General features: G+C 73.0%; 16 protein-coding genes. 8 read left to right on the forward strand and 8 right to left on the reverse strand.

Going from position 1 to position 16813, the window contains the following annotated elements; genetic code table 11:
• Window positions 1–49: 49 nt before the first annotated feature.
• The 5 genes from ABD335_RS22815 to galU are packed head-to-tail and all read right to left on the reverse strand — an operon-like array spanning window position 50 to window position 4147.
• A complete protein-coding gene (locus tag ABD335_RS22815) occupies window positions 50–676 on the reverse strand; it encodes a GNAT family N-acetyltransferase (protein ID WP_344326876.1) in 627 nt (208 codons plus the stop codon).
• Window positions 673–1281 carry a MogA/MoaB family molybdenum cofactor biosynthesis protein gene (locus ABD335_RS22820; protein ID WP_344326586.1) on the reverse strand — a complete coding sequence of 203 codons (609 nt, stop codon included), beginning with the start codon at window positions 1279–1281 and terminating at the stop codon, window positions 673–675. Before ABD335_RS22820 ends, ABD335_RS22815 begins: the two co-directional genes overlap by 4 nt.
• The gene (gene moaC / locus ABD335_RS22825) at window positions 1278–1787 is read right to left on the reverse strand and encodes a cyclic pyranopterin monophosphate synthase MoaC (RefSeq protein WP_344326588.1); all 510 of its coding nucleotides are present in this window, start codon (window positions 1785–1787) and stop codon (window positions 1278–1280) included. Before moaC ends, ABD335_RS22820 begins: the two co-directional genes overlap by 4 nt.
• A 55-nt stretch (window positions 1788–1842) precedes the next feature.
• Window positions 1843–3240 carry a molybdopterin molybdotransferase MoeA gene (locus ABD335_RS22830; protein WP_344326590.1) on the reverse strand — a complete coding sequence of 466 codons (1398 nt, stop codon included), beginning with the start codon at window positions 3238–3240 and terminating at the stop codon, window positions 1843–1845.
• A gap of 4 nt (window positions 3241–3244) precedes the next feature.
• Window positions 3245–4147, reverse strand: coding sequence for a UTP--glucose-1-phosphate uridylyltransferase GalU (galU, locus tag ABD335_RS22835; RefSeq protein WP_344326592.1), 903 nt, complete (start codon window positions 4145–4147; stop codon window positions 3245–3247).
• A 191-nt stretch (window positions 4148–4338) separates the two neighbouring features.
• Here galU and ABD335_RS22840 point away from each other — a divergent pair, with 191 nt between their 5' ends.
• A complete protein-coding gene (locus tag ABD335_RS22840) occupies window positions 4339–4947 on the forward strand; it encodes a 5-formyltetrahydrofolate cyclo-ligase (protein WP_344326595.1) in 609 nt (202 codons plus the stop codon).
• On the opposite strand, the gene ABD335_RS22845 is transcribed toward ABD335_RS22840, so the two are convergent.
• Complete coding sequence (locus ABD335_RS22845) at window positions 4937–7735, reverse strand: penicillin acylase family protein (RefSeq protein WP_344326597.1); 2799 nt, start codon at window positions 7733–7735, stop codon at window positions 4937–4939. The two genes, ABD335_RS22840 and ABD335_RS22845, sit on opposite strands and share 11 nt — an antisense overlap.
• 220 nt (window positions 7736–7955) lie before the next feature.
• On the opposite strand from ABD335_RS22845, the gene ABD335_RS22850 reads away from it, so the two are divergent.
• The 6 genes from ABD335_RS22850 to mscL all read left to right on the forward strand — a co-directional run bounded on the left by ABD335_RS22850 (window position 7956) and on the right by mscL (window position 14073).
• On the forward strand, window positions 7956–9440 hold the full coding sequence (locus tag ABD335_RS22850) for a potassium/proton antiporter (protein ID WP_344326599.1): 1485 nt from the start codon (window positions 7956–7958) through the stop codon (window positions 9438–9440).
• A gap of 327 nt (window positions 9441–9767) precedes the next feature.
• Window positions 9768–11114 (forward strand): MFS transporter, encoded by a 1347-nt coding sequence (locus ABD335_RS22855; RefSeq protein ID WP_344326601.1) that lies wholly within the window; start codon window positions 9768–9770, stop codon window positions 11112–11114.
• A gap of 66 nt (window positions 11115–11180) precedes the next feature.
• Window positions 11181–11471, forward strand: a complete 291-nt coding sequence (locus ABD335_RS22860; protein WP_344326602.1) for an FmdB family zinc ribbon protein — start codon at window positions 11181–11183, stop codon at window positions 11469–11471.
• A gap of 93 nt (window positions 11472–11564) precedes the next feature.
• Window positions 11565–12395: an S-methyl-5'-thioadenosine phosphorylase gene (locus tag ABD335_RS22865; protein WP_344326604.1), complete on the forward strand. Its 831-nt coding sequence runs from the start codon at window positions 11565–11567 to the stop codon at window positions 12393–12395.
• Between the two features lie 382 nt (window positions 12396–12777).
• Complete coding sequence (locus tag ABD335_RS22870) at window positions 12778–13350, forward strand: RcpC/CpaB family pilus assembly protein (RefSeq protein WP_344326607.1); 573 nt, start codon at window positions 12778–12780, stop codon at window positions 13348–13350.
• A 162-nt stretch (window positions 13351–13512) separates the two neighbouring features.
• Window positions 13513–14073: a large conductance mechanosensitive channel protein MscL gene (mscL, locus tag ABD335_RS22875; RefSeq protein ID WP_344326609.1), complete on the forward strand. Its 561-nt coding sequence runs from the start codon at window positions 13513–13515 to the stop codon at window positions 14071–14073.
• A 46-nt stretch (window positions 14074–14119) separates the two neighbouring features.
• Here mscL and ABD335_RS22880 read toward each other — a convergent pair whose 3' ends face one another.
• Window positions 14120–14314 (reverse strand): hypothetical protein, encoded by a 195-nt coding sequence (locus ABD335_RS22880; RefSeq protein ID WP_344326611.1) that lies wholly within the window; start codon window positions 14312–14314, stop codon window positions 14120–14122.
• Window positions 14315–14355: 41 nt separating this feature from the next.
• On the opposite strand from ABD335_RS22880, the gene ABD335_RS22885 reads away from it, so the two are divergent.
• Complete coding sequence (locus tag ABD335_RS22885; RefSeq protein ID WP_344326613.1) at window positions 14356–15405, forward strand: P1 family peptidase; 1050 nt, start codon at window positions 14356–14358, stop codon at window positions 15403–15405.
• 209 nt (window positions 15406–15614) lie between these two features.
• Here ABD335_RS22885 and ABD335_RS22890 read toward each other — a convergent pair whose 3' ends face one another.
• Window positions 15615–16631 (reverse strand): sigma-70 family RNA polymerase sigma factor, encoded by a 1017-nt coding sequence (locus ABD335_RS22890; RefSeq protein WP_344326615.1) that lies wholly within the window; start codon window positions 16629–16631, stop codon window positions 15615–15617.
• Window positions 16632–16813 lie beyond the last annotated feature (182 nt).

Genomic DNA, 16813 nt, shown 5'->3' on the forward strand with positions numbered 1-16813 from the left:
ACCGTCGACCGGAAGATGTCCACCCCGTGGATAAAATCGAACGTTTATTTTATTTCCGCGGAGTTCCGGGACTCGTGCGCCGATGCCAGCGGGTCAGCAGCCCTTCGGGGACGTCCTCCGTGGTCAGGGCGTACACCAGGTGGTCGCGCCAGGCGCCGTCGATGTGCAGATAACGCGGCCGGAGGCCCTCTTCGCGGAATCCGAGTTTCTCCACCACGCGGCGGCTCGGCCCGTTCTCGGGGCGGATGCAGACCTCGATCCGGTGGAGTCCGACCACGTGGAAGCAGTGGTCCACGGCGAGCGCGACGGCCGTCGGCATCACGCCGCGGCCCGCCACCTCGCGGTCGACCCAGTAACCGATGTGCCCCGAACACATCGAGCCCCAGGTGATTCCGGCGACCGTCAACTGTCCGGCCAGCCGTCCCCGGTACTCGATCACGAACGGCAGCATCCGGCCCGCCTGCGCCTCCGCCCGCAGGTGGCGGACCATCTGCCGGTACGTCGGGCGCCGCGGCGGCAGATGGCCGGGCAGGACGGGCGGGATGGTGGCCTCCCAGGGGCGCAGCCAGTCCCGGTTGCGCTGGTTCACCTCGCGCCAGGCGCGGTGGTCGCGCAGCCTTATGGGACGGAGGGTGACGTCACCGTCCGTCAGTTCGACCGGCCAGGGGGCGTTCAGTTCGGTTCCTCTCTCGTTCCGTCCTGCGGACGGCCGTTCCCCGAATGGCCTTTCTCCGGATGGTCCTTCCCCGGACGGCCGCCCTCCGGACGGGTGTCCCGCCGTGGGTGGTCGCCGCCGCGGATCTGGTCCACCGCGTGCGCCAACAGGCGCTCCAGGACGGCCAGTCCGTCGCGCACGCCCCCGGTGGAGCCGGGGAGGTTGACGATCAGCGTCGTGCCCGCGACGCCCGCGGTGCCGCGCGAGAGCGCGGCGGTGGGCACCGTGGCGAGCCCGGCGGCGCGGATGGCCTCGGGGATGCCCGGGATCTCGTAGTCCAGCACGCGCCGGGTCATCTCCGGCGTTCGGTCGGTCGGCGAGATGCCGGTGCCGCCGGTGGTGAGCACCACGTCGTAGGAGGCGGCGACGGCGGCGCGCAGCGCCTCCGCCACGGGCTCGCCGTCCGGGACGACGCGGGGGCCGTCGGCGGCGAAGCCCAGTTCGGCCAGGGCCTTGACCAGCAGCGGTCCGGTGGTGTCGGCGTAGACGCCCGCTGCGGCGCGGTTGGAGACGGTGACGGCCAGGGCACGGCCCCGCGTGCCGGTCCGCTCGCCGGTGTCGCTCACTGGTCCCGCCTCCACTCCCCCGAGGCGCCTCCGGTCTTCTCCTCCACCCGCACGTCCGTGATGACGGCGCCCTTGTCCACGGCCTTGACCATGTCCACGACGGTCAGCGCCGCCACCGACACGGCCGTCAGCGCCTCCATCTCCACCCCGGTGCGGTCGGTGGTCCGCACCGTCGCCGCGATCTCCACGGCTCCGTCCGCGACGGACAGGTCGACCTTCACCCCGGACAGGGCCAGCGGGTGGCACAGCGGTACGAGGTCGGGGGTCCGCTTGGCGCCCATGATCCCGGCGATGCGGGCGACGGCGAGCGCGTCGCCCTTCGGCACGCCCTCGCCCCGCAGCAGCTCCACCACGCGCGGCGAGACGAGCACGCGGCCGGTCGCGCGCGCGGTGCGGGTGGTGACCTCCTTGGCCGAGACGTCGACCATCCGGGCGGCGCCCGCCTCGTCGATGTGGGTGAGGCCGCCGGTGGTGCCGGGGGTGCTCCCCTGTGGCGCGCTGTTCATCACACTCCCGCGTCGCTCCGTGTCGGACGACAACGGTACCCGCAGGGCGTCGGGGTCAGTCGGCTCCGTCCAGAGGCACGACGTCCAGTTCGTCGCCCCGGGCGACTTCGGTGGTCCGCTCGGGTACGACGATCAGCGCGTCGGCGCGGGCCAGGGAGCCGAGCAGGTGGGAGCCCGCGCCGCCCACCGGACGCACCGTGCCGATCCGCTCGCCCTCGCCCGGCGGCTCGTACCGGCCGCGCAGGAACTGCCGCTTCCCGGCCGGGGAGCCGATCGGCTCCTCGCACTCCAGGCGCGCGCGGACGGTGGGCCGGGAGACGGGCGCCAGTCCCATCAGGGCGCGCAGGGCCGGGCGGACGAACAGCTCGAAGGAGACGTAGGAGCTGACCGGGTTGCCGGGCAGGGCGAACAGCGGGATGCCCTCGGGGCCGACCAGACCGAAGCCCTGGGGCTTGCCGGGTTGCATGGCGAGCCTGCGGAACTCCACGCTCCGGACGGGCGCGGCCGGCTTCTCGTGCTCGGGGGCGTCCGAGGACTCCCCGGGCTCCTCCGGCTCCGTCAGGTCGGCGCCGCCCAGCACGGTGCCGTCGAGGTCGGAGAGCGCCTCCTTCACCACGTCGTACGCGCCCACGCTCACGCCGCCGCTGGTGACGACGGCGTCGGCGCGGACGAGCTGGTCCTCGATCACCGTGCGCAGGGTCTCGGCGTCGTCGGCCACCGCGCCGACCCGGTAGGCGATGGCGCCCGCGGCCCGGGCGGCGGCGGTCAGGGCGTAGCTGTTGGAGTCGTGGATCTGGCCCGGGCCCAGCGGGGAGCCGGGCCGGACGAGTTCGCTGCCGGTGGAGAGCACGACCACGCGCGGGCGCGGGCGGACGGTGACCGTCTCGCAGCCGACGGCCGCGAGCAGGCCGATCTGCGCGGGCCCCAGGACCGTGCCGGCCTCCAGGGCCACCGCGCCGGCCCGGATGTCACCGCCCTTGTCGCGCACGTACTGCCGGGCCGTCACCGGCCGGTGGACGCGGACCTCGCCCGTCCCGCCGGACGGGTCGGCGCTGTGGGCCGCCATGGTGTCGGCCGGGCCGCCGCCGGTGCCGCCGTCGGTCCACTCCACGGGGACGACGGCCTCGGCTCCGGGCGGCAGCGGGGCGCCGGTCATCACGCGGGCGGCCTGCCCCGGCCCGATCTTCGGCATCCGTCCGGTGCCCGCCGCCACGTCCCCGACGACCTCCAGCACCGCCGGGTCGGCCTCGCTCGCCTTCTCCACGTCGGCGACCCGGACCGCGTACCCGTCCATGGAGCTGTTGTCGAAGGGCGGCAGCGGGGTGGCCACCAGCACGTCCTCGACCAGCACGCAGCCCTGGGCGTCGAGCAGGTGCAGCTCGATGGGGTCCAGCGGTCGCACCGACCGCAGGACGTCGGCCAGGTGCTCGTCGACGGACCAGGTCCTGCTCACGTGACTACAGCTCCTTGGTCACGAAGTCGCGCAGCCACTGTCGGAAGTCCGGGCCCAGGTCCTCGCGCTCGCACGCCAGCCTGACGATGGCCCGCAGGTAGTCGCCGCGGTCGCCGGTGTCGTAGCGGCGTCCCTTGAAGACCACGCCGTGCACCGGACCGCCGATGGAGGGGTCGGAGGCGAGGGTCTGGAGGGCGTCGGTGAGCTGGATCTCGCCGCCGCGTCCGGGCTCGGTCTTGCGCAGGACCTCGAAGACGGCGGGGTCGAGGACGTAGCGGCCGATGATGGCCAGGTTGCTGGGGGCATCCTCACGGGAGGGCTTCTCCACCAGGTCGGAGACGCGCACGACGTCGTCGTCGCCGGTGAGCCTGGCCGCGGCGCAGCCGTAGAGGTGGATGTGCTCCGGGTCGACCTCCAGCAGCGCGACGACGCTGCCGCCGTAGGTGGCCTGCACCTCGATCATCCGGGACAGCAGCGGGTCGCGCGGGTCGATCAGGTCGTCGCCGAGCAGCACGGCGAAGGGCTGGTCGCCGACGTGCGGGGCGGCACAGAGGACGGCGTGGCCCAGGCCCTTGGGGTCGCCCTGGCGCACGTAGTGGATGGTGGCGAGGTCGGTGGACTCCTGGACCTTGGTGAGCTTGGTCTCGTCCCCCTTCCTCCGCAGGACCTCCTCCAACTCGTAGTTGCGGTCGAAGTGGTCCTCCAGCGGGCGCTTGTTGCGGCCCGTGACCATGAGGACGTCGGAGAGCCCGGCCGTGACGGCCTCCTCCACCACATACTGGATCGCGGGCTTGTCGACGACCGGCAGCATCTCCTTGGGAGTGGCCTTCGTCGCCGGGAGGAAACGGGTGCCGAGCCCGGCGGCCGGGATCACGGCCTTGGTGATCCGTGTACGCGAGGTAGTCATGTTCAGCACCTTAGCCCCTGCCCTGTTACACAACGTACGGCTTCAACACGTCTGTTGCGGTTTGCGGACAATCATTCCGGGGCCGCCGAATCGCCCCGGAGCAGGTCGGGGCCGGTCCGCCGTACCACCGGGATGATAATGCGCCTGCGGCGGGCGACGCCGTGACCGAGCGAGCCGGGAGCCGAACCACCGTGAGCGACGCGGAGACCACCACCGACACCGGGAAGCGCGCGCTGCGGCGCGCCCTCCTGGCGGCGCGCGCAGCGCTGCCGGAGGAGGAGGTGCGGCGGGCCGCCGGGGCGCTGGCCCGGCACGCCCTGGAACTGCCCGAGCTGACCGGGGCGCGCGCGGTGGCCGCGTACGTCTCGATCGGGCGCGAGCCGGACACCCGCGCGCTGTTGGACGCGCTGCGCGAGCGCGGCGTACGGGTGCTGCTGCCGGTCCTCCTGCCCGACAACGACCTGGACTGGGCCGCGTACGAGGGCGCGGACCGGCTGGCGCGCGCCGGCCGGGGGCTGCTGGAGCCCACCGGTCCGCGGCTCGGCCCGGACGCGGTGACGACCGTCGACACCGTCCTGCTGCCCGGGCTGGCCGTGGACCGGCGCGGGGCGCGCCTGGGGCGCGGCGGCGGCAGCTACGACCGGGCGTTGGCCCGCATCGAGGCGTCCGGGGCCCGCCCGGCGCGCGTGGTGCTGCTCCACGCCGGCGAGCTGCTGGACGGGCGGGTGCCCGTCGAGCCCCACGACCGGCCCGTGCACGCCGCGGTGACCCCCGAGGGGGTGCACCGCTTCACGGCGTGAGGGCCATGGTGTCCTCGGTCGCTTCCGCGACGGCCTTCTCGCTGAACGCCCAGTCCAGCATCTTCCCCTCGGCCCACAGGTCCGTCTGGTCGACGTAGTGGGGGTGGTAGGCGTGGCCGGAGGCGCCGGTGAGGTTGATCCACCGGGACTCGTCGAGGTCGGCCATGTTGACCACCATCCGCATCGACGGCACCCAGACCACCTCGTAGCCGCCGGCCGCGTTCCAGCCGGTGGCGTTGACGGCCGCCTCGCCGCCGCCGAGGTTCCACGGACCGCGGTTGAGCAGGTGCTGGAGGAAGCCGGGTCCCTCGATGCCCAGGGTCTGGTTCTTGAGCATCAGCCGGTGCAGGCGGCCCCAGTTCCAGGTCTCGATGTCCTTGCCGAGCTTGGTGGTCAGCTCCCAGCGGGCGTCCTTCATGGCCCGCTCCAGCAGCGCGTCCCGGTCGCCGTCGCCCTGCTCGTAGCGGCTGCCGGGGGTCCACCAGCCGCTGTCGGGCTTCTCCAGCAGCGTGCGCACGACCTCGTACCAGCGGTCGCCGCCGTCGGGCTGCGCGGACTCCGGAGAGCGCCGGCCGCACTCGCGGACGGTGCGGACGGTGCCGTCCAGGTCCTCGATCGGGCCGGAGTCGTCCGCCGGGCGGACCCGCAGGCACTGGCCCTCGACCCGGAGCTCCTTGGGGAGCTTGTTGCCGAAGGCGAGCTTGAGGACGTTGCGCCACACGCCGTTGAAGTAGGCGGCGGGGGCCGAGTCGGCGTCCTGGGTGTAGTCCCAGCCCTCCAGGAGCTTCTGCGCCTCGCGGACGTAGGGGTCTTCGACGTCGATCTTCAGCAGGTAGGGCACCAGGATCTTGGCGATCTCGCTGCTGTTGTCGAGCTGCATGGACGCCATGTCGTCCATGGAGATCTTGCCGCCGTCCTTGATCTTCGACCGGATGAGGTCGTTGATCCGCTGGCTGCGGGCGCCGTAGCCCCAGTCGTCGGTGAGCAGGTGGGGGTACTTCTCCTCGTCGATCACGGCCTGGTTGGCGGTGACGATGTAGCCGCGCTCGGGGTTGTACTCCCAGGGCAGCGCGTCCTGGGGTATCCAGCCGGTCCACTCGTAGTCCGGGTCCCAGCCGGGCGCCGGGTAGCGGCCGTCGCCCTCGCCGCGGATCGGGATGAGGCCGGGGGCCTGGTAGCCGATGTTGCCCTTGGTGTCGGCGTAGATCAGGTTCTGCGAGGGGACGGCGAAGTCGCGGGCGGCGGCGCGGAACTCGGTGAAGTTCCTCGCGGCGTCGAGCTTGAAGATCGCGTCCATGGTGTTGGAGGGCTCCAGCGCCGTCCAGCGCAGCGAGACGGCGTAGCCCTTGCCGCGGTCGGGAGCGCCGTCCTGGACGGGGGCGTGGTCGCCGACGGTGCCCAGTTCGGTGCTGCGGTCGGAGACGATCGGGCCGTGGCGGGTGGAACGGACGGTGATCTTCCGGTCCTTGCCGCCGGCGACCTTGATGGTCTCCTCGCGGGTCTCGTACGGGACCCGCTTCCCGTCGTAGACGTACGTCCCGTCCTCGATCTTCTCCAGGTACAGGTCGGTGACGTCGGCGCCCAGGTTGGTGAAGCCCCAGGAGATGTCCTGGTTGTGGCCGATTATCACGCCCGGCGTGCCGGAGAAGCCGAAGCCCGCCACGTCGAACGGGCACTTCTGGCTCACCGTCTTGCAGTGCAGGCCCATCTGGTACCAGATCGAGGGCAGTTGCGGCGCCAGGTGCGGGTCGTTGGCCAGCAGCGGCTTGCCGGTGGTCGTGTACTCGCCCGAGACGACCCAGGAGTTGGAGCCGATGCCGTTGCCGTTGGGGCCGAACAGGGCGGGGATCTCGTCGATGGCGTCGGAGAGGGCGGCGAGTTGGGTTTGGACGCCCTGGGCGGCGGCGTCGGGCGAGCCCTGGGGGGTGGTTCCGTCGGTGGCCGCGGTTCCGTCGGGGTTCGTCGCGCCGCCGGGGTTCGTCGCGCCGCCGGGGCCGGTCGTCCCGCTGTTCGGGGGCGTGGTGGTGCCGGAGGAGGTGGCCTGCGGGTCGAACTCGCCGGTGGCGGTGTCCACCGCGCCGTTCTCGACGATCGGCTTGTTCCGGTCGTACGGGTACTCCGGGTACAGCTCCTCGATCTGCTTCTCCGTCAGGCGGCTGGAGAGCAGGGCGCGGTCTATCTCGTCCCGCATGTTGCCGCGCAGGTCCCAGGCCATGGCCTTGAGCCAGGCGACGGAGTCCACCGGCGTCCACTTCTGCGGCTTGTAGTCGTTGGTGAAGCCGAGGGCCGCGTACTCCAGGGAGATCTCCTCCGCGCCGCGGCCGGCCAGGTAGGCGTTGACGCCCGCGGAGTACGCCAGGAGGTACTGCTTCGTCGTCTTCGACAGCTTGGTGTCGTACTCCTTCTGCGCGACGTCGCGCCAGCCCAGGGTGCGCAGGAAGGCGTCGGTCTCGACCTGGCTCTCGCCGAACATCTCCGACAGGCGTCCGGCCGTCAGGTGCCGCCGCACGTCCATCTCCCAGAAGCGGTCCTGGGCGTGGACGTACCCCTGGGCGCGGAAGAGGTCCTCGGCGGTGTCGGCGTAGAGCCGGGGTATGCCGTTGGCGTCGCGTTTGACGGTCACCGGAGCGGAGAGGCCGTCCAGTTGGAGCGTGCCGGTGGTCTGCGGGAAGGAGGCGCGGACCGTGTCCACGCTCCAGAACGTGCCGTAGCCGATGCCCGCCACGAGCAGCAGCACGACTGCGATCACGGAAAGACGGGCGCGTCGTGAGGTCTTCTTGGCGGGCATCGCTGTCCTTCGAGGGCAGGGTGGACCAGAGTGCTGGAGCAACCATAGGACGAGCCACCCGGGGAGATCGCAGGGAGTCCGGTGCAACGAAACGGCAACATTCAAGTGCTGGTAAATTATTAGGCAACCGAATGACTTTTTTCGGCGGTCGGATCCCGGCCGTTTCGCCCCGTCCGCACGGAAGGATCCGCCCCTGACTGTCGACCGCCTCAACGAACTGATGCTGGTCTCCGCGCTCGTCCTGCTCGTCGCCGTCGGGGCGGTCAGGCTCTCCTCGCGCACCGGGCTCCCCAGCCTGCTGATCTACCTCGGCATCGGGCTCGTCATCGGAGAGGACGAGTTCGGCGTCCGGTTCGACGACGCCGAGTTGACCCAGGTGCTGGGCTACGCCGCGCTGGTGGTGATCCTGGCCGAGGGCGGTCTGGGCACCAAGTGGCGCGAGATCCGCCCCGCGGTGCCGGCGGCGGCCGTGCTCGCCACCCTCGGCGTCGCGATCAGCGTGGGGATCACCGCGGCCGGCGCCCACTATCTGGTGGGGCTCGACTGGCGGCCGGCGCTGATCATGGGGGCGGTGGTGTCCTCCACGGACGCCGCGGCGGTCTTCTCCGTGCTGCGCAGGGTGCCGCTGCCGCACCGGCTGACCGGCATGCTGGAGGCGGAGTCGGGGTTCAACGACGCCCCCGTGGTGATCCTGGTCGTCGCCTTCTCCACCACCGGCCCGACGCACACCTGGTACGCCCTGGTCGGGGAGATGGTCCTGGAGTTGGCGATCGGCCTGGTGGTGGGGTTGGCCGTCGGCAAGCTCGGCGAGTACGGGCTGCGGCAGGTGGCGCTGCCCGCCTCCGGCCTGTACCCGATCGCGGTGATGGCGCTGTGCGTCCTGGCGTACGCCGGGGGCGCACTGGCGCACGGCAGCGGGTTCCTGGCGGTCTACGTCGCCGCGATGATCCTGGGCAACGCCAGGCTGCCGCACCGCCCGGCCACCCGGGGCTTCGCCGACGGGATGGCGTGGATCGCGCAGATCGGACTGTTCGTCCTGCTCGGACTCCTGGCCACCCCGTCGGAGCTGCTGCGCGACTTCGGGGCGGCGCTGATCGTCGGGCTGGTTCTGACGCTGGTGGCCCGGCCGGTGTCGGTGGTGCTGTGCACGCGGCCCTTCCGACTGCCCTGGCGGGACCAGATGCTGATGTCGTGGGCGGGGCTGCGCGGCGCGGTGCCGATCATCCTGGCCACGATCCCGATGGTGCACCAGGTCCAGGGCAGCCGGCGGATCTTCAACATCGTCTTCGTCCTGGTGGTCGTCTTCACCCTGCTCCAGGGCCCCACCCTGCCCTGGGTCGCCCGGAGGCTCGGCCTGGACAAGGGCGAGGGCACGACGGACCTGGACATCGAGTCGGCCCCGCTGGAGCGGCTGCGCGGCCACCTGATCTCGGTGGGCGTCCCCGAGGGTTCGCGGATGCACGGCGTGGAGGTGGCCGAGCTCCGGCTGCCGAAGGGCGCGGCGGTCACCCTCGTCGTGCGGGAGGGCAGCAGCTTCGTGCCCACGCCCACCACCGCCCTGCGGCGCGGCGACGAGCTGCTGGTCGTCACCACCGACGCGGTGCGGGAGGCCACCGAGCGGCGCCTGCTGGCCGTGAGCCGGGGCGGCAAGCTGGCCGGCTGGCTGGGCACGGGAGGCAGTTCGGCCCTGAGGCGTGGCCGCTGACCGGACCGGCCGGCGAACGAGGCGGCGGGCGGACCGGTGGACGGCCGGCGGGGACGGGCCGGCGGGCCGGGCGGCCGGCCGCCGGAGGCCGTGTGCGCCACCCGTACGGCACCGTTACCGGTGAGACCGCCGAGACCATCCGTTAACCTGTGGCCGTACGTTTGTCCGACTTTCGGTGTTCCGACTCCGCCTGATGCAGGGCCGGCGCGACCACACGGCTGACCACACGCCACGGCTGCGCGCGATGAGGACGGCCCTCGGCGCGCCCCGCCGCACCCCGTCGTGCGGTGCCCGCGGCGCGCTACCAGGTGGCAGAAAGGTCCGGTCGTGACCACCACGGTCACTTCCTCGGTCTCCCCCACCCCCGGCGACCCCGGCCGGAAGCCCGGCTACCGGCAACTGCTGCGCACCCCCGGCGCGTGGACGTTCCTGCTGCCCGGCTTCCTGGCCCGCCAGCCCTTCGCGATGCTGACGATCGGCATCGTGCTGCTGGTGGAGCACACCACCGGGTCGTTCGGCACCGCGGGCGCGGTGTCCGCCACGACCGGTGTCGCGATGGCCCTGTTCGCGCCGCGCAGCGGCCGGCTCGCCGACCGCTTCGGCCAGCGCGCCGTCCTGCTGCCCGGCGTCGTGCTGCACGCCGCCTCCGTCGGCCTGCTGGTGGCGCTGGCGCTGTCGCGGGCGCCGCTGTGGGCGCTGCTGCTCGCCGCCGTTCCGGCCGGCGCCTCGGTGCCGCAGATAGGCCCGATGGTGCGGGCCCGCTGGGCGCACCTGCTCGGCGGCGCGCGGGCGGACGGCACGGACGGCACGCGGCTGCTGCCGACGGCGGCGGCGCTGGAGTCGGTCACCGACGAGCTGACCTTCGTCATCGGCCCGGTCCTGGCCACCGCGCTGTGCACCGGCGTGCACCCGGCCGCCGGACTGGTCGCCGAGGCCGCCCTGACCACGGTCGGCGGCCTCCTCTTCGCCACGCGGCGCCACACCGAGCCCCCGGCGCACCGCCGCCCCCGGGCGAAGGGCGAGAAGCACGCGTCGGCGCTGTCGGTGCCGGGCGTGCGGGTGCTGATCGTCGCCTTCCTGGGCATCGGCGCGGTCTTCGGCGGGATGCAGGTGTCGCTGGCCGCCTTCACCGAGGACATCGGACGGCCGGGCATCAACGGCGTGCTGTACGGGATCTTCGCCGCGGGCAACATGCTCGCCGGCCTCGTCTACGGCGCCCTCTCCTGGCGGTCGGCCCCCCGACGGCGGCTGCTGGTGGCGTACGCCCTGCTGACGCTGACCACCGCGCCGCTGTGGGCGGTGGACGCGGTGCCGCTGCTGGCCGTCCTCGGGCTGCTGGCCGGCGCGGGCATCGGCCCGAGCCTGATCACCGGTTTCACGCTGGTGGAGCGGCTGACCCCGCCGGCCCTGCGGACGGAGGCGTTCACCTGGCTGACCGGCGCGGTCGCGCTCGGGCAGGCCGGGGCCGCGACGGCGGCCGGACGGCTGGCGGACGGCTTCGGGGCGAGCGCCGGCTTCACGGTGCCGCTGGTCGCGACGGCCCTGGCCCTGGTGACCGTGACGGCGCTGCGCGGCCGACTGGAGCCGGCGGACGCGTCCGACCCCCGGACGGAGGAGCGCGGACGGGTCGTGACACGTGGTACGGGTCACCGTCCCTCGGCTCCGGTGGACTAAGCCGCCGGAATACTGCACCATGGTGCGTCGTTAGCACTCCACGAGTAAGAGTGCCAGGAGGAGCAAGTGCCGACCTATCAGTACCAGTGCACCGAGTGCGGCGAGGGCCTGGAAGCGGTTCAGAAGTTCACCGACGACGCGCTCACCGAGTGCCCGAGCTGCAAGGGGCGCCTGAAGAAGGTGTTCTCGGCGGTCGGCATCGTCTTCAAGGGCTCCGGCTTCTACCGGAACGACAGCCGCAACTCCACGTCGAGCAGCCCCTCGTCGTCCTCGTCGTCCTCGTCGTCCTCGACCTCGAAGAGCGAGGGCTCCGGCTCGTCCGGCGCGTCGTCCAAGGCCGGTTCCTCGGCCGCCTGACCTCCGCGCCCGGGCCGGCCCGGCACGCCCCCGGAACCCCGCCGCGACCGATGTCCCGGCGGGGTCCGCGGTTCGCGGGCTAGGGTGACGGCCATGAGCGCACAGGCGGAGATAGGCGTCATCGGCGGGTCCGGGTTCTACTCGTTCCTGGACGACGTGACGGAGATCACGGTCGAGACGCCGTACGGCGAACCGAGCGACTCCCTCTTCATCGGCGAGGTCGCCGGACGGCGGGTGGCCTTCCTGCCGCGGCACGGACGCAAGCACCACCTGCCCCCGCACAGGATCAACTACCGCGCCAACCTGTGGGCCCTGCGCTCCGTCGGCGTGCGCCAGGTGCTGGGGCCGTGCGCGGTGGGCGGCCTGCGTCCCGAGTACGGGCCGGGCACGCTGGTCGTGCCGGACCAACTGGTGGACCGCACGAAGTCGCGCGTCCAGACGTACTACGACGGCGAGGCCCTGGCCGACGGCTCGGTCCCCAACGTGCTGCACGTGACCTTCGCCGATCCCTACTGCGAGGCGGGCCGGAAGGCCGCGATCGCCGCGGCGCGCGGGCGCGGCTGGGAGCCGGTGGACGGCGGCACGCTGGTGGTGATCGAGGGGCCCCGCTTCTCGACCCGCGCGGAGTCCCGCCGGCACGCGGCACAGGGCTGGTCGGTGGTCGGGATGACCGGGCACCCCGAGGCGGTCCTCGCCCGCGAACTCGCCCTCTGCTACACCTCGATCAACCTGGTCACCGACCTGGACGCCGGTGCGGAGGCCGGTGAGGGCGTCTCCCACGAGGAGGTCCTGAAGGTCTTCGCCGAGAACGTCGGACGGCTGCGCGAGGTGCTCTTCGACGCCGTGGCGGCGCTGCCGGCGGAGCGGAGTTGCGCGTGCGCGACGGCGCTGGACGGGATGGACCCGGGGATCGCGCTGCCCTGACCGCCTGACCGCTGTCTGACCGCCCGTCTGACCGCCGTCCGTCTCCGGTCCGGCCGCCGTTCTCCGTTCGCCGTCCTGATCGCCGTCTCCGGCCGCTCCGCTCGCCGCCCGTGTGCGGGCGGAGCGGCCGATGGGACGGGTGGGGCTCGTGTGGGTGAGCGAGTTGTCCACAACCGGTGGACGGTCCACAGGCCCCGGCGGATTCCCGCGGCACCGGACATCGTGGAGGGGTTTCCACCACGAGGCGGTGATCGCGATGTCCAGTGCTCCCTCTTCCCCTCCCTCTCCGTACCCTCCCGATGCGTCCCCTTCCTCCGGTTCCTCCGGCTCCCCCTTCCCCGTCGAGGCTCCTCCGGCCTCCTGTCCCCCACCCTCCTGCGCCGTGCCGGACTTCGAACCGGTGCGCACGGGGCGGCCCGGCCCGCTCGGCTCCCTGCGCGGCGCGGGGCCGCGGGTGGTGGCCGTGTGCCTGGCCGTCGCCGCCGTGGCGGCCATGGCCTGGGGGCCTCCCGGGGAGTCCGGCGGAGACCACGCGTCCCCCACGGCCCGGTCCGCGGCCGGGCGGACGGACGCGCCGCCGCCCGCTCCCCCGCCTCCGTCGCCCCTCCGGGAGCGGAGTTCCCCACCCCGGGAGGACGCCGTGACCGTCGAGGCCCCGGTGCGGATCCCGGACGCGGCGGTGGTGCGGCTGCTGCGGCCCGGGGACCGGGTGGACGTCCTGGCCACCGCCCCCGCCGACGAGCACTCCGCGGACACCCGAACCGGCCGCGCGCGGATCGTCGCCCGCAACGTACGGGTGGCCGCCGTACCCGGCCCCGACGGCGAGGCGGGCTCACCCGACGGCGCGCACGGCGAGGAGGCCGGAGCGCTGGTGGTCTTCTCGGTGCCCCGCCCGACGGCGCTCCGGCTCGCGGGCGCCGCGGCGCACTCCCGACTGGCGGTGACGCTGTGCTGACCGCCGCCGGCCGCGCGGACGCGCGCGCGTCCCCTCCACCGCCCTCCTCCCACCCGTCTCGTCCACGCCCCCGGGATTGGACAGCCCGCGCGGTGCTCGTGCAGCGTGTGCTGCGTTCCTCCGACAGTGGTCGGCGTGCGTGTTGGGCAGAGAGGCAGTCCGTTGAGCGAGAAGCAGGGCGTCCTGACCGGGTTCAAGACCTTCCTGATGCGGGGCAACGTGGTCGAGTTGGCCGTTGCCGTCGTCGTCGGGGCCGCCTTCACCAAGATCGTTAACACGGTGGTGGAAGGCGTCATCAACCCGGTGGTCGGCTCCATCGGTCCCAAGGACCTGGAGCACTACCAGTTCTGTCTCCAGAGCCCGTGCACGTTCGACGACAAGACGGGCGCGGCCGTCGACGGCATCACGATCAAGTGGGGTTCGGTGCTGAGCGCCTCGCTGACCTTCCTGATCACCGCGGCGGTCGTGTACTTCCTCATGATCGTGCCGATGAACAAGCTCAAGGAGCGGCTGGACGCCAAGGACGCGGCGGAGGCCGCGGCGGCCCCGGTCGAGAAGACCGAGCTGGAACTGCTCACGGAGATCCGCGACGCGCTGCTCGCCGGCCGGCACGACGGCGACGGCCCCGCGAACGCCGCCGTCCTGGCCGCGCAGCGCAAGGTCTCCGGCAACGGTGACCGGCCCGGTCCGGAGGGGCCGTCCGGGGCTTCCGGACAACGGTGACGCCGTACGGCGCACCGCCGCGCGAGCCCGTCGAGGGCGGTGCGCCTCAGAAGTGGTGCGGGGGCTTCTCGTCCAGGAAGCGGGCCAGCTCGGCCGCGCCGCCGTCGCTCCCCGCCGCCGGTCCCTCGCCCCAGCCCCGGTCGGTCTCGTCGGTCGGCGGCAGGCTCAGCGGATCGGTGAAGTCCAGCGCGGAGACCGGGTCACGGTGCCCGGAGTCCTCGGGCGCGGCGGGGTTGTCCATGCCCCCAGGGTACGGCGGTCCGGGCCCGCCTCCGGGGGATCATGGCCGCCATGGACGCACTGACGGATGTACAGGGCCTGCGGGTCGGCCACGCCCAGTGGATCGGCGACGGCCGGTTGACGGGCACGACCGTGGTCCTCGCCCCGGAGGGCGGGGCGACGGCCGCCGTGGACGTGCGGGGCGGCGGCCCCGGAACCCGGGAGACCGACGCGCTGGACCCCCGCAATCTGGTGCAGCGCATCGACGCCGTGGTGCTGACCGGGGGCAGCGCCTTCGGGCTGGACGCGGCCTGCGGGGTGGTGGAGTGGCTGGAGGAGCGGGGTCGCGGCTTCCGGGTCGGCCCCGACCCGGAGCAGGTGGTGCCCGTGGTGCCGGCCGCCTGTCTCTTCGACCTCGGCCGCGGCGGCTCCTGGCGGGCACGGCCGAACGCCGCGCTCGGTCGCGAGGCGGCCGAGGCCGCGGCCCGTACGGCCCTCGGGGCGCCGGTCGCCCAGGGCAACGTCGGCGCCGGGACGGGTGCCGTGGCGGGCGGTCTCAAGGGCGGCGTGGGCACCGCGAGCACGGTCCTGCCGTCGGGGACGATCGTGGGCGCGCTGGCCGTGGTCAACGCGGTGGGTTCGGTGTTCGACCCGGCGACGGGCGCGCTCTACGGCGAGCTGTACGGGGGGCGTCCGGTCCTGCCCGCCGAGGCCGAGCACGCCGAGGCGCAGCGGCGGCTGGCCGCCGCGCGGGAGGAGTCGGAGCGCCGTTCGGCCGCCACCGTGCACCCACCGCTCAACACCACGCTGGCCGTGGTGGCCACCGACGCCGACCTCTCCCCGGCCCAGGCGCAGAAGCTGGCGGGCACCTCCCACGACGGGCTGGCCCGCGCGATCCGTCCGGTGCACCTGCTGAACGACGGCGACACCGTCTTCGCCCTGGCCACCGGCGCACGGCCGCCGGAGGCGGGGGACGTCAACGACGTGCTGGCCGCCGGCGCCGACACCCTGACGCGGGCGGTGGTGAAGGCGGTGCTGGCCGCGGAGGGAGTGGACGGCCCCGGCGGGGTCTTCCCGGCGTACCGCGACCTCTACCGCGGTCCCGGTTCCTGACCTCCCGCACCCCGCGCGCCGGTCCGGACCGGGGGACGCCCGGGCGCGGGTCGGTCACGTCCGCGGACACGGACCGGACACGTCTCCGGACACAGCAGGGCCCCGGCACTCGAAGGAGTGCGCCGGGGCCCTGGGTCCGAGGTGATTCCGGGGGTGGCGGTACGGCGGGGGCACGTCTCGGCACGGCCGCGTCACCCTGCCGCACCGGCTCACGCCGCCGCGTCGAAGCCCGTGTCACGAGCCATCTTCTTCAGTTCCAGCAGGGCGTGCTTCTCGATCTGGCGGATGCGTTCCCGCGTCAGGCCGTGCTGCTTGCCCACCTCGGTCAGCGTGCGCTCGCGTCCGTCCTCGATGCCGTAGCGCGCCCGGATGATGGAGGCGGTGCGGTCGTCGAGCCGCCCGATCATGTCCTCCAGCTCCTCGCGCCGCAACATCACGAGCACGGAGTCCTCCGGCGAGGTGGCGGAGGTGTCCTCCAGCAGATCACCGAACTGTGTCTCGCCCTCGTCGTCCACCGACATGTTGAGGCTGACCGGATCGCGCGCCCAGTCCAGCACGTCGATGACGCGCTCGGCGGTCGAACCCAGCTCCTTGGCGATCTCGACGGGCTCCGGGTCCCGCCCGTGCTCGCGGTTGAACTCCCGCTGCACACGGCGGATGCGGCCCAGCTCCTCCACCAGGTGGACGGGGAGCCGGATCGTGCGCGACTGGTCGGCGATCGACCGCGTGATGGCCTGACGGATCCACCACGTCGCGTACGTGGAGAACTTGAAGCCCTTGCGGTAGTCGAACTTCTCGACGGCGCGCACCAGACCCGCGTTCCCCTCCTGGATCAGGTCCAGCAGCGGCAGCCCGCTGCGGGGGTAGCGCCGCGCGACGGCGACGACCAGGCGGAGGTTGGAACGGATGAAGACGTCCTTGGCGCGCTCGCCCTCGGCGACTATCGCCTCGAGTTCCTCGCGGGTCGCTGTCGCGCTCGGCGAGTCCTCCGAGACGGGATCGACCTCGCCGTCGAGGATCTGCTGGGCGTAGACGCCCGCCTCGATGGCCAGCGAGAGCTCGACCTCCTTCGCCGCGTCCAGCAGCGGGGTGCGGGCTATCTCGTCGAGGTACATGCCGACCAGGTCCCGGTCCGCGACATCCCCGGATGACGAGGTACGTACAGTGCGTGCCTCGTCAGCGCCCTTGGTATCGGCCTGACGACGGGCGACGGCACGGGTTGCCATGCGTACTCCCTTACGAGTGGTCTACAACTGGTCGGTGGCGGTCCGGCCACCCGGCGTCTCCTCACTCGGGTGCCCGCTCCGAAGGAAACAACGACCGCAATCGGGACAGAATTCCCAAGCTAGGCATCGTTTTCGTGGATCATGCGGTATTCTGCGCCGCCACACACGGGGGGCCTTCGCGC

The sequence above is a fragment of the Streptomyces macrosporus genome (assembly GCF_039533145.1).
Lineage (GTDB): Bacteria > Actinomycetota > Actinomycetes > Streptomycetales > Streptomycetaceae > Streptomyces > Streptomyces macrosporus.